The sequence below is a fragment of the Haematomicrobium sanguinis DSM 21259 genome, from assembly GCF_000688395.1.
Classification (GTDB): Bacteria; Actinomycetota; Actinomycetes; order Actinomycetales; family Micrococcaceae; genus Haematomicrobium; species Haematomicrobium sanguinis.
Map to the genome: position 1 here is coordinate 82,090 of NZ_JIAG01000007.1, position 13,097 is coordinate 95,186.

Annotated in this window: 8 protein-coding genes and 2 tRNA genes; 6 read left to right on the forward strand and 4 right to left on the reverse strand. The window is 61.7% G+C overall.

The window, feature by feature from the left end:
- Positions 1-37: 37 nt before the first annotated feature.
- The 4 genes from ilvN to O148_RS0107730 all read right to left on the reverse strand — a co-directional run bounded on the left by ilvN (position 38) and on the right by O148_RS0107730 (position 4,707).
- Positions 38-553 (reverse strand): acetolactate synthase small subunit, encoded by a 516-nt coding sequence (ilvN, locus tag O148_RS0107715; protein WP_026530456.1) that lies wholly within the window; start codon positions 551-553, stop codon positions 38-40.
- The gene (locus tag O148_RS0107720; protein ID WP_026530457.1) at positions 553-2,463 is read right to left on the reverse strand and encodes an acetolactate synthase large subunit; all 1,911 of its coding nucleotides are present in this window, start codon (positions 2,461-2,463) and stop codon (positions 553-555) included. The genes ilvN and O148_RS0107720 overlap by 1 nt, the downstream gene beginning before the upstream one ends.
- A gap of 272 nt (positions 2,464-2,735) precedes the next feature.
- Positions 2,736-4,439: a dihydroxy-acid dehydratase gene (gene ilvD, locus O148_RS0107725; RefSeq protein WP_157374570.1), complete on the reverse strand. Its 1,704-nt coding sequence runs from the start codon at positions 4,437-4,439 to the stop codon at positions 2,736-2,738.
- Positions 4,440-4,631: 192 nt separating this feature from the next.
- A tRNA-Lys gene (locus O148_RS0107730) sits at positions 4,632-4,707 on the reverse strand.
- A 157-nt stretch (positions 4,708-4,864) separates the two neighbouring features.
- Here O148_RS0107730 and bcp point away from each other — a divergent pair.
- From bcp to O148_RS15505, 6 genes are all read left to right on the forward strand, one after another.
- Positions 4,865-5,335 (forward strand): thioredoxin-dependent thiol peroxidase, encoded by a 471-nt coding sequence (gene bcp, locus O148_RS0107735; protein WP_157374572.1) that lies wholly within the window; start codon positions 4,865-4,867, stop codon positions 5,333-5,335.
- A gap of 87 nt (positions 5,336-5,422) precedes the next feature.
- A tRNA-Leu gene (locus O148_RS0107740) sits at positions 5,423-5,507 on the forward strand.
- A 33-nt stretch (positions 5,508-5,540) separates the two neighbouring features.
- Positions 5,541-6,410: a TrmH family RNA methyltransferase gene (locus O148_RS0107745; protein ID WP_026530460.1), complete on the forward strand. Its 870-nt coding sequence runs from the start codon at positions 5,541-5,543 to the stop codon at positions 6,408-6,410.
- Positions 6,411-6,551: 141 nt separating this feature from the next.
- A complete protein-coding gene (locus O148_RS0107750) occupies positions 6,552-8,231 on the forward strand; it encodes an ABC transporter substrate-binding protein (protein ID WP_051619987.1) in 1,680 nt (559 codons plus the stop codon).
- Between the two features lie 93 nt (positions 8,232-8,324).
- A complete protein-coding gene (locus tag O148_RS0107755; RefSeq protein ID WP_075204322.1) occupies positions 8,325-9,851 on the forward strand; it encodes a malate:quinone oxidoreductase in 1,527 nt (508 codons plus the stop codon).
- Positions 9,852-9,873: 22 nt separating this feature from the next.
- Complete coding sequence (locus O148_RS15505; protein WP_051619988.1) at positions 9,874-13,023, forward strand: efflux RND transporter permease subunit; 3,150 nt, start codon at positions 9,874-9,876, stop codon at positions 13,021-13,023.
- Positions 13,024-13,097 lie beyond the last annotated feature (74 nt).

The window sequence follows — 13,097 nt, forward strand, 5'->3', positions numbered from 1 at the left end:
TCTCCTTGTTTGTGTCTCGCTAAAAACTATTGAATGGCTAGGAAGCGCTTCGTAGCGCCCGGTCGCTCATGGATTTGGAGCCGCGGCCCACGGCAAGGGTGCCGGATTGGACGATCTCGCGAATCCCAAAGGGCTCCAACACATCCAAGAGCGCGGCAATCTTTTCCGGATTACCGGTGGCTTCCAGGATGACGGAATCCTGGGACACATCCACCACATGCGCGCGGAACAAGTCCGCCGCCTGGGTCACCTGTAGCCGGGTCACGGCGTCGGCACGTACTTTGACCAGGATGTGGTCGCGTTGTACGGAGGTGTCCGAAGTCAGCTCAACAATCTTGATGACATTGATGAGCTTGTTCAATTGTTTGGTCACTTGTTCCAGCGCATCGCCCTGCACATCGACCACCACGGTCATGCGGGAAACGCCGGACATTTCGGTCGGCCCCACGGTGAGGGACTGAATGTTGAATGCGCGGCGGGCAAAGAGGCTTGCCACGCGGGTGAGAACGCCGGGAACGTCCTCCACCAAAACGGACAGGGTGTGGCGGCTCATTAGTCTTCCTCCTCCCAGGTGGGCGTCAGGTCGCGGGCAATTTGAATCTTGTCATTGGACACGCCCGAGGGCACCATCGGCCACACCATCGCATCCCGGCTGACCACAAAGTCGATAACCACGGGGCGATCATTGATCGCCAACGCTTGCTCAATGGTCGCGTCAATGTCCTCGTCCCGCTCGCACCGCAAACCCACGCAACCATAAGCGTCGGCAAGCTTCACAAAGTCCGGCACCCGCATGGTCTCATGCCCCGTATTCAGGTCCGTGTGCGAATAGCGGCCGTCATAGAACAGCGTCTGCCACTGCCGCACCATGCCCAGCGAAGAATTATTGATGATCGCAACCTTGATCGGAATGTTGTTGATCACGCACGTCGCCAATTCCTGATTGGTCATCTGGAAGCAACCGTCGCCGTCGATCGCCCACACCACACGGTCCGGCTCACCGACTTTCGCGCCCATCGCAGCAGGCACCGAGTACCCCATGGTTCCCAGTCCAGCGGAGTTCAGCCAGGAACGCGGCCGCTCATACTTGATGAATTGCGACGCCCACATTTGGTGCTGCCCCACCCCGGCGACATAGATCGCCTCCGGCCCGGTCAGCGCGCCAATGCGCTCGATAATGTGCTGCGGCGCGGACAAGCCATCTTGAGTCGCCGTGAATCCCAGCGGATAATCCACTTTGATCTTGGACACGCGCTCGCGCCATCGGCCGACATCCGGCCGGCCACTCTCTTCAAACCGCGCCGCAACGGCCTCCTGCAGGTCCGGGATGATGTCATCCAGCGCCCCGACAATGGGCACGTCCGCGGCCCGGTTCTTCGAAATTTCCGCCGGATCGATGTCGGCGTGGATAACCTTCGCACCCGGCGCGAAGGTGGAGAGCACCCCGGTCACGCGGTCATCAAATCTCGCACCGAGCGTGATCAGCAAATCCGCCTGCTGCAGCGCGCTCACCGCAGCCACCGAACCATGCATCCCCGGCATTCCCATATGCAGCGGATGCGAATCCGGGAACGCTCCGCGCGCGGTCAGTGTGGTGACCACCGGAGCGTCCACAAATTCCACGAGTTCGCGCAACTGGTCCGCCGCATCCGCCTTGATCACGCCGCCGCCCACATAGAACACCGGCCGTTTAGCGCTCTGAATCAGCTTCGCCGCCTCGCGCAACTGCTTGGAATGCCCGCGCGTGATAACGCGGTACCCGGGCAGATCAAAGGTCGGCGGCCAGGAAAATTCCATCTCGGATACCTGCGCATCCTTGGTCACATCCACCAGCACCGGCCCCGGGCGCCCGGTCGAGGCGATGTGAAACGCCTGCGCGATGACCCGCGGAATATCGGCAGCATTCGTGACCAGGAACGAGTGCTTGGTAATCGGCATCGTGATCCCGACGATATCCGCCTCCTGAAAGGCATCCGAGCCGATCAGCGGCGACGCCACCTGCCCGGTGATCGCGACCATCGGCACCGAATCCATGTGCGCGTCGGCCAGCGCGGTCACGAGGTTGGTCGCGCCCGGTCCGCTCGTGGCGATGCACACGCCCACCCGACCGGTCGCCATCGCGTACCCTTGCGCCGCATGCCCGGCGCCCTGTTCGTGCCGGACCAGCACGTGCTTGATCTTTTCGGACGCAAAAAGCGGGTCATAGGTCGGCAGAATCGCGCCGCCGGGTAGCCCGAAAACTTCATCCACACCGAGCTCCTCAAGCGATCGCACAATCGCCTGGGCGCCGGTCATCGGGGTGGCGGGCACAAGCTGCGCGCCCGCCAGTACATCCGGGGCGCCTTGAGCGCGCTCGCCATGATGTCCGACGGCGTTGCTCGCCTGCCCGGCGGAGCTCGCCTTGGCCCCCGCGTGGCTGTTCTTTGCCATCAGCTTGGGGCTGATGGGTGATGCCTTAGTCATGTCTATTCCTTTATGGAGAATGTCTGATTCTCGTCGTGCCGCGCCGATTTGTATGTGCGTACAAAAAAACCCCTCTTCCGTGGTTGGTGAGGGGCTGCGCGTGACGTAGTACGACCGGGTGTGGGTTACGCCACGCGCCAGCTAATAAGTACTACGAGGAGGTTGCTCATGCCCTTTAGTCAACTCTGGTCCGCCCGGGGTGTCAAACCGCCGATCGGCCGTCTCACAATCTGGACACCGCGTCCAGTGCGTGAGACGGCCGTGTCGCTGGACTAGCCCGTGAAGGCTCCTGTGGATGCCGAATTCACGAGCTTCGCGTACTTGGCCAACACGCCCCGGGTGTAGCGTGCCGGAAGCGGCTCCCACCCGGATTTGCGCTCTTCGAGTTCGGCGGGGTCGACCAGCAGATCGATGGTCTTATTCGGGATATCCACGCGAATGCGGTCGCCGTCCTGAATAAACGCGATCGGACCGGCGTCGACGGCCTCCGGCGCAACGTGCCCAATGCACAACCCGGTGGTTCCCCCGGAGAAGCGGCCATCGGTCAAGAGCAATACGTCCTTACCGAGCCCCGCACCCTTAATGGCGGCGGTGATCGCGAGCATCTCGCGCATGCCTGGGCCGCCTTTGGGGCCCTCGTAACGGATCACCACGACGTCGCCATGGTTGATCTCGCCGTTGGTGAGGGCGTCCATGGCGGCGCGCTCGCGTTCAAAGACGCGTGCCGGTCCTTCAAAGACCTCGGCATCGAAACCGGCCGTCTTGACTACGGCACCCTCCGGTGCGAGCGTTCCGCTCAGGATCGTCAGACCGCCGGTGGAGTGAATGGGATTGTCGAGATCGCGGACAACGTCGCCATCCAACGGTTCGGGGTCGAGTTCGGCCAGGTTTTCGGCCACCGTCTTTCCGGTCACCGTCAACGCATCACCGTGCAGGAGACCCGCATCCAGGAGCGCTTTCATGACCACCGGCATACCGCCGACGCGGTCAAAGTCTTGGGCGACGAACTTGCCGAAGGGCTTGACGTCCGCCAGGTGCGGCGATTTCTGGCCAATGCGGGTGAAATCGTCCAGGGTGAGATCGACCTCGGCTTCCTTCGCGATGGCCAGCAAGTGCAGTACGGCGTTGGTGGAGCCGCCGAGAACCATGGCCACGGTGATGGCGTTTTCGAAGGCCTTCTTGGTCAGGATGTCGCGTGACGTAATGCCTTGGCGCAACAGGTTGACGACGGCCTCGCCGGACTTGCGGGCAAAATAGTCGCGGCGGCGATCCACCGCAAGCGGGGATGCGGATCCCGGCAGACTCATGCCGAGCGCTTCGGCGACGCAGGCCATGGTGTTTGCGGTGTACATGCCTCCGCAGGCGCCTTCGCCGGGGGCAAAAGCGCACTCGATTCTCTTGAGGTCGCCTTCGCTCATGGTGCCGGCCTTGCAGGCGCCCACGGCTTCAAAGGAGTCGATGATGGTGATGGTCTTTTCGGTGCCGTCGCTCAGCTTCACGTGGCCGGGAAGAATCGAGCCGGCGTACACAAAGACATTGGCAAGGTCCAGACGTGCCGCGGCCATGAGCATTCCGGGCAGGGACTTGTCGCACCCGGCCAGCAGCACCGTGCCGTCCAGGCGCTCGGCCATGACGACGGTCTCGACGCTATCGGTGATGACTTCGCGGGATACCAGCGAAAAGTGCATGCCCTCGTGGCCCATGGAGATGCCGTCGGAGACTGAAATGGTGCCGAATTGCAACGGGAAACCGCCGGCGGTGTGCACCCCGTCCTTCGCGGCGATCGCCAGACGCTCCAGTGAGAGGTTGCACGGGGTGATTTCATTCCAACTCGACCCGATGCCGATTTGCGGTTTGTCCCAGTCGTCATCGCCCATGCCGACCGCGCGAAGCATCCCGCGGCTCGTGGTCGCCTCGATGCCATCGGTGACATCGCGGCTGCGTGGTTTCATGTCAGGGGTATTTTCCGCACTCATGTCCAGCATTGTATGCCCGGCGATCGCCGAGCTCAGACTTCGGGTCGGATCGTGAACGCCTCACCCCACGTCGCCGAGTCGGCACGTCTTCCGCTTTTGGCGGGGTTTTTAGCGGAAGACGTGCCGACTCGGCGCAGGGAGGTGTCTCGGGGGACACGAAAAAGCCCCGGATCTTTAGGGATCCGGGGCTAATGGTGCACCCCCCGGGACTTGAACCCGGAACCTGCTGATTAAGAGTCAGATGCTCTGCCAATTGAGCTAGAGGTGCGTTTTGCAACGACAAAAAACATTACCAGCGCGAAACCGATTTTGTGAAATCGAGCTACGCCCGTGCGCCCAAGCACGCCAGACCGAGGTGAGGTGAGGCAATAAAGCCGGGCACACGCCGTCGTGCTTCTGAGGCAAAAATGCCTAGACTGGGTGACATGACAAAGCTCAATGTTGGTGACCCGGCCCCCGATTTTTCGCTACAAGACGCCCAGGGCGAGACCGTGACGCTCGCGGATCAGCGCGGCAAGAATGTGATTGTCTATTTTTATCCCGCGGCATCGACCCCGGGGTGCACCACGCAGGCTTGTGATTTTCGCGACAACCTGGCGCGCTTCACCGCCGAAGGGTACGTGGTACTTGGCATTTCGCCGGATCCGCTAAAGAAGTTGGTGAAGTTCGCCGAGGACGAGTCGCTACCGTTCCCGCTGCTCTCGGACGCCGATCATGCGGTGGCCGAAGCGTATGGCGCGTGGGGCGAAAAGAAGAACTACGGCAAGACCTATGAGGGCCTGATTCGGTCCACCTTCGTCATCGACCCCGAGGGCAAGATCGCGTTGGCGCAATACAACGTGCGGGCGACTGGGCACGTGGCCAAGTTGCGTAAGGATCTTGGGCTCGCCGCGTAGCGCACAACTCAGGGTTCTCGACTAGGGATTTTGGGGCCGATCCCCTACCATTGAGTGTTGCACCGGGCGGAAAATTGACCGGTGCGAGCGCGAGTGGCGAAATTGGCAGACGCGCTGGATTTAGGTTCCAGTGTCTTAGGACGTGGGGGTTCAAGTCCCCCCTCGCGCACCACTAACCGGCGAGTTCCATGCACGGAGACGACACGTGAACGCAACACGCATCACCCGGCCCAACGCCCGCTTCCAACAGTGGGAAGCGTTACTCAAGAACCGCACGAAACGGCAGCGAAACCGCGAATTTCTGGTGCAAGGCGTACGGCCCATCTCTCAAGCCATGGAGCATGGGTGGACGATTCGGGCGCTCATCTTTGATGCCGATCGGTCGCTGTCCCATTGGGCCAAGAAGGTCCTCGCGGGCGCGGACGCTCTGGGCGAGCCGGCGAAAGGCGAGCCGGCGAAAGGCGAGCCGGTCGAAACGGTGGCCATGTCCGCGGACCTCATCCGGCAACTCGGTGAGAAAGACGCGGAGGCGCCAGAACTCGTTGCCGTCGTGGAGCTACCCGAGGATGACTTCGATCGCATTGGCGTAAGCCCTGATTTTCTCGGCGTGGTCATCGATCGGCCGACCATGCCGGGCAATGTGGGGTCCATCATCCGCTCGATGGATGCTTTTGGCGGTGCCGGCGTCATCATCACCGGCCATGCCGCCGACCCCTATGATCCGAAAGCCGTGCGCGCATCCACGGGTTCGCTGTTTGCGTTGCCCGTGGTGCGGACGGGCTCGCATCGCGAGGTGCTGGACTGGGTGGCCGCACACCGCGAGCGCGGCGTGGCAATACAGGTAGTGGGGACCGATGAAGGCGGCGAGTTCGACATTGCCGAGGTGAACCTGAGCGGCCCCACGCTTTTAGTGGTCGGAAACGAAACGTCCGGACTGAGCGCCGGATGGCGCGATGCCGTCGATGTGATGGCACGCATCCCGATCGGCGGGTCGGCAAGCTCGCTGAATGCCGCCAATGCCGCGAGCGTCGCAATGTATGAGGCGGCCCGGCAACGCCGCGTCACCCCCGACTGACCTTGCCCCATTCCCCGCCCGGTACCAGGCTTCGGCGAGCCCGCTCCCGGCCAGCGCACAGATTCCGTGAATTAGAATGGAATATCTGCCCCGTGTTCGCCACGCGATCGCTGTTTAGCCACCCCCGGAGGTTTGCCCGCTGTGAGTTCCGCCCATCCGTCACAGCTGCCCAACCGTCGCCAGGTCTTGGGTGCCTTTGGGCTTTCTATCGCGGGCCTTTCCTTGGCCAGTTGCACCAGCCAACCGACCCCGCAAGCCAGCACCGACCTTTCCGGGGGCGCCGCGCCGATCAAGACCTTCCGCATCGCAGCCCCAGCGAACGCCCTCAGTCTCGACCCGGTACTCGCCCAAGACGGTGAGTCCTTTCGGGTCAGTCGGCAGATTTTGGAGTGCCTGGTCGGCATCGACCCGGTCACCTCCCAACCCACACCGCTACTTGCCGAATCCTGGACCGAAAGCGTCCTAGGCCTCAGCTATACGTTCACACTGCGGCAAGGCGTCATATTTCACGACGGCGAGCCGTTCAACGCCGAGGCGGTCAAAGCCAACTTCGACCGCTGGTTCTCCCTCTCGCCCGCACTCCGTTCACGCGGAGCGGGCACCGCATTTGAATCGCTCTTCGGCTCCTTCAAGGGAGACAGCGCCTACTCGGCATTTGCCAGTTGCGACGTGTTGGATGAGTTCCGGGTCCGCATTTCGCTCACCCGCCGACTCACCCCGTTCATCAAGGCCATGGCCTCCCAGCCCTTTGCCATGTCCTCCCCCGCCGCGCTCATCCGCTTCCGTGCCGATGCGGCGATTAGCGACGAGACCGAACCGCTGCGCACCGCCTACTCCACGCAACCGGTGGGGACCGGTCCATTCCGCTTTGTCTCCTGGAAGGATGAGACGATCCGGCTCGGCAAATTCACCCAGTACTGGGGCGAGTCCGGGAATGTGGATGCCGTTGAAATCAAAACTCTCAGTTCACCGGCCGCAAGGGTGCGCCAATTGGACAGCGGCAAGGTGGACGCGATCGACCTCATTACCGTGCCCACCTATATCCTCCTGCTCCGCTCCGGCAAGAACATCCTGCAACGCGACCCATTCTCCGTCTTTTACCTGGGTATCAATTCCGAGTTCGCCCCGCTGGATAAACTGGGCGTGCGCCAAGCGATCTACCACGCCATCAACAAGGACGACGTCATGCGGGACGTGTTCCTCAAGGACTCCAAATCCGCTAACACCTTCTTCCCGCCAAAACTCGGCGTTCCCACCGACGACATTCCCGGCTACGGTTTCGATCAGAACAAGGCCAAGGAGTTGCTTGACTCTGCCGGCTACCAAGGCGAGACGCTTCCGTTCTACTATCCGCTGGAAGTCAATCGTTCCTATATGCCGTCCCCTGAAATCCTGTACGCTCGGCTCTCAGCGCAACTGGTCGCCGTCGGACTTAATATTCAACCCGTGCCCATCCGCTGGGAGGACGGCTACTTGGAGCGCATCGGCCGCGATTCCAACCGCGCGCTGTATCTCGGCGGGTTCACCGGCAGCTATGACGATCCGAACACCTTCATCTCCCCGCTTTTTGCCGCCAAGAACACCGAACTGGGATTTAGCGATCAGCAACTCTTCGATCTCGTTGCCAAGGGCCGCACCCAAGCCAACGGCGAGGATCGGCTGGAAACCTATCGGCAAATTTCGGTGGCCATTGCTGAAGAGGTTCCGGCCATCCCCATTGCTTTCCCGGTGTCCGCGCTTGCCGTGAGCCCGCGGGTTGGCTCCTACCCGGTTTCGCCGGTGCTGGACGAGTCGTATTCGAAAATTCAGCTCACCGAGTGAGCCGCATGGGCGCGAGGATCGCCCAGTTTTAGACCCGCGCGCACCCCGCGCTAATGTTGAGTGGAACACCATCAATTCTCCCGGGAGTAACTTGTGACTTCAGCCCAGCCCGCGCAATCCGAACGCATCGATACGGACGTGGTTTTGATTGGGGGCGGCATTATGAGCGCCACCCTGGGCGCCTATTTGAAGCGGTTGCAGCCGCAATGGGATATCCAGCTTTTCGAACGCTTGGACGCGCCCGGGCTGGAGAGCTCGGATCCGTGGAACAACGCGGGCACCGGGCACGCGGCGCTGTGCGAATTGAATTACACGCCGGCGGCCAAGGACGGTTCGGTGTCCCCGGACAAGGCCATCAGCATTAATGAGCAGTTCCAGATCACCCGGCAGTTCCTGTCCTATTTTGTCGACAATAAGCTCATTGGCGACCCTAAGAGCTTTATCAACCCGGTGCCGCACATGAGTTTCGTGTGGGGGGCGGACCATTCGGCGTACCTCAAAACCCGTTATGACGCGCTGAAGCCGCAACCGCTTTTTGACACGATCGAATTCACGCAGGATCGCGATCAGATCGGCCAATGGGCGCCGCTGATGGTTGCCGGGCGGGATGCCGGCCAAGAGATTGCCGCGTCCCGGGTTGCCGGCGGCACCGACGTGGATTTTGGCTCGCTGACCCGTCAGCTCACCGAGTATTTGAAGAACGACGGCGCGACCCTCCATTTCCGGCATGACGTCACCAATCTTTCGCGTACTTCGAGCGGCGCCGGTGGTTCCGGCTCAGGTGGTACCGGAGGTTGGGAGGTCACGGTCAAGGATTTGGAGACCGGGAAAACCAAGCACGTCTCGGCGCGATTTGTGTTTATCGGGGCCGGTGGCGGTGCGCTGCATTTGCTCCAAAAAAGCGGTATCCCCGAGGGTAAGGGCTTTGGCGGCTTCCCCATTTCCGGCCAATTCTTGCGGTGCACGGACCCGGCCATCGTGGATCAGCACCTGGCGAAAGCGTACGGTCAGGCGTCTGTGGGCGCTCCGCCGATGTCGGTGCCGCACCTGGACACCCGGTACGTCGGCGGTAAGCGCTCGCTTCTCTTCGGCCCGTACGCCGGGTTCTCCACCAAGTATTTGAAGAAGGGTTCTTATTTGGATCTGCCCGGCTCGGTGCGGGCGAACAACATTTATCCGATGCTGGCCGTTGGCGCGCAGAACCTCGGTCTGGTGAAATATCTGGTCAGCGAGGTACTGAAGTCGCGATCGGCAAAGGACGACACGCTACGCACGTTCTTCCCGGAGGCCGATGGCGCCAACTGGGAACTCATCACCGCCGGGCAGCGTGTCCAGGTCATGAAGAAGGACGCCAAGAAGGGCGGAATCTTGCAGTTCGGCACCGAGCTCATCACCGCCGGCGACGGCAGCATTGCCGCACTGTTGGGCGCCTCCCCCGGTGCCTCCACGGCCGCGCCGATCATGATCGAATTGCTTAAGCGTTGCTTCCCCGCGCAGTTCGCAGGGTGGGAGGACAAACTGCGCGAGATCGTCCCGAGCTACGGGCAGAAGCTCAATGACAACCCGGATTTGCTGGCCGAGGTCACCGCTCGCACCAATGCGTCGCTGAAACTCGCCTAGGGACGGGTCTCGGGGGCAGCTCATGGGAATCTTGGCGACGCTCTCGTTGAAAAACCGGGCGCTCATTGCGCTCATCACCGTCCTGGTGGCGATCTTTGGCGGCATCACGCTGTCCTCGCTCAAGCAGGAACTCATCCCCTCGCTCGATTTTCCGCGGGTGAGCGTGGTGAGCGCGTATTCCGGTGCGAGCCCCGCGGTGGTGGATGCACAGGTGTCGCGGCCGCTCGAGTCCGCGTTGCGGGCCGTTGAGGGGCTCGAGTCCTCTAGTTCGGTGTCCCGGAGTGGATTTTCCACGGTCTCGCTGACCTTTGAGTACGGCACCAATTTGGATCGCGCGCGTTCGCAAGTGGACCGCGCCATTGCCAACGTGGCGCCGAACTTGCCCGATGGCGTGCAACCCCAGGCCCTCGCCGGAAGCGTGAGCGATTTTCCGGTCATTTTCGCGGCGGTGTCCTCGGATCGCTCGCTGTCCGAGCTTCGAGGGGATGTGGAGCGCCTTGCGCTCCCAGAGATTCAAAAGCTCGACGGCGTGCGGTCGGCAGATCTGACCGGCGGCACTTCTCAGCACATTCAGATCACCCCGGATGCCCGGGCCATGGCGGCGGCGTCGGTGAGCGTGAGCGACATTTCCGACGCGCTCTCCAACTCCGGGTCTTTGGTTCCCATCGGTGTGCTGAATACCGATGGCAAAACCCTCACCGTCCAAGCGGGGTCGCCCATCGATTCTTTGGGCGTCATCAAAGGTCTCCCGCTGGCAGGATCCTCACCCGGCGCTTCCGCTCCGGCAACTATCGGATCCGTCGCCGCGGTTTCGATCCAGGACGACGTTCCCACAGCGATCACCCGGACCAACGGGGAAGAGACGCTGTCGCTGTCCATCACCAAGGTCCCGAATGGCGACATTGTCGGCTTATCCCAAGCGTTTGAGGAGCTTGTACCCGCACTGGAGGAGAAGCTCGGCAACGGCGCGACATTCACGACGGTCTTTGACCAGGCGCCGTTTATCGAGAAATCGATCTCCGATTTGCGCACCGAAGGACTCTTGGGGCTCGCGTTCGCGGTCCTAGTGATTTTGGTCTTTTTGCTCTCGGTGCGATCCACCCTGGTGACCGCCATATCTATTCCCTTGTCGCTTTTGGTCACCTTCATCGGTCTGTACGCCAGTGGCTACTCGCTCAATATCCTGACCCTCGGTGCGCTGACCATAGCCATTGGGCGCGTGGTCGATGACTCGATTGTGGTGATTGAGAACATCAGCCGCCATCTGGGTTACGGGATCGGCAAACGCGAGGCCATCGTGCGCGCCGTCCGTGAAGTTGCCGGTGCCATCACCGCGTCCACGCTCACAACGGTGGCGGTTTTTGCGCCCATTGCCTTTGTGGGCGGTCTGGCAGGGGAACTGTTCCGGCCATTCGCCTTGACCGTCACGATTGCTCTGTTGGCGTCGTTGATCGTGTCGCTGACCATTGTCCCGGTGTTGGCGTATTGGTTCTTGAAACCGAAAAGGTCGCGGCACGCTCACGCCGCGAGTGCGGGCCCGGTTGGTGGTTCGGTTGCTGGTTCGGATGCGGGCCCGGATGCTCAGGCGGATAGCGTGAGCGGCGCATATTTGGAGCGCAACGCGCTCCAACGCGGCTACGCGCCCGTTCTCGCCCTCACCCAGCGCCACCCGGTTTGGACTGTCGCGCTTAGCTTGGTGATTGTCATTGGCACCTTTGCGCTTATCCCCTTGCTCAAGGTCAACCTGTTGGGATCCTCCGGGCAGAACAGCTTCAGCATTACGCAGAAGATGGCGCCCGGATCCAGCCTGGACACCACGGCCGCGGCCGCCAGCAAGGTCGAAGACATTTTGAAAAATGACGGCGAGGTCCAGACCTATCAGCTCAATATCGGTGACGCGCAAGGCGGGCTTGCCGCGCGCCTCTTGGGAGGCACCTCCCAGGCGACTTTCACCGTCATCACCCAAGAGGGTGCCGACCAGACCGGCATTCAAGACCGGATCCGCGCCGAGATAGGCAAACTCAAGGGTGCCGGCGAAATCACCCTGTCCAGCCAGGAAGGCGGATTTGGCGGTGCTTCGACGGTGGATGTCAACGTGTCGGCGCCAGATACGCCCACTCTGGTCAAAGCCAACGAGGCCGTGCTCAGCAACCTCGGCAACCTGAGTTCAGCGAGCGATGTGTCCAGCAATCTCGCCGAAGATCTCCCCCAAATCCAGGTCACCGTGGACCGCGCCAAGGCCGCGCAGTTGGGCCTGAGCGAAGCGCAAATTGGCGCGGTCGCCGGATCCGCTATCAGCCCCATCCCGGCCGGCACCATCCGCTTTGACGTGCGGGACTACCCGGTGCTCATCGGCGAAGGGCAACAGCTCACCGACATCGCTCAAATTCGTAACCTGAACATCCCGACCGCCGGCGGGCCCGTTCCCCTTTCCGACATCGCTTCGGTCGCCGAGGTCAACGTCCCGGTCTCGATCAGTTCGGCAAATGGCCAACGAACCGCCACCATTAGCGTCACCCCGAATTCCGACAATCTCGGCGCCACCATTTCGGAGGTGAACGCCCGGGTTGACGGAGTGGAACTGCCTCCGGGCGCAACCCTCAGTGTGGGCGGCGCCGCGCAATCGCAACAGGAATCCTTCAGCCAACTGTTCTGGGCGCTCCTGGCCGCCGTTGCCATTGTGTACGTGATCATGGTTGCGACCTTCAAGTCGCTCGTTCAGCCGCTCGTGCTCCTGGTGTCCATTCCCTTTGCCGCCACCGGTGCGATTGCCCTGTTGGTGATTTCGCAAGTTCCCTTGGGGCTGCCGTCTCTGATCGGCATGCTCATGCTGGTGGGAATCGTCGTGACAAATGCAATTGTTCTCATCGACCTCATTAATCAATATCGGCGCGATGACGGCGCCCGCGCGGCCATGCCGCTGGCCGAAGCGATCTCCGTCGGAGCGCTCCAACGGTTACGGCCCATTCTGATGACGGCGCTCGCCACGATTTTCGCTCTCATTCCGATGGCGCTTGGTCTCACCGGGGAAGGCGGATTTATTTCGCAACCTCTCGCGATCGTGGTCATCGGCGGTCTCATCTCATCCACCGCGCTCACCCTGATCCTGGTTCCCGTGCTGTATCGCCTTGTGGAAGGCTTCAAGGAACGGCGCGCGGCAAAGAAAGCGTAGCTCGGGAATGTCTGCGACTCATCCTCTGTTGTAGCGCACATAGATGCAAATGCATATACTTTAGGAGAGCCGGA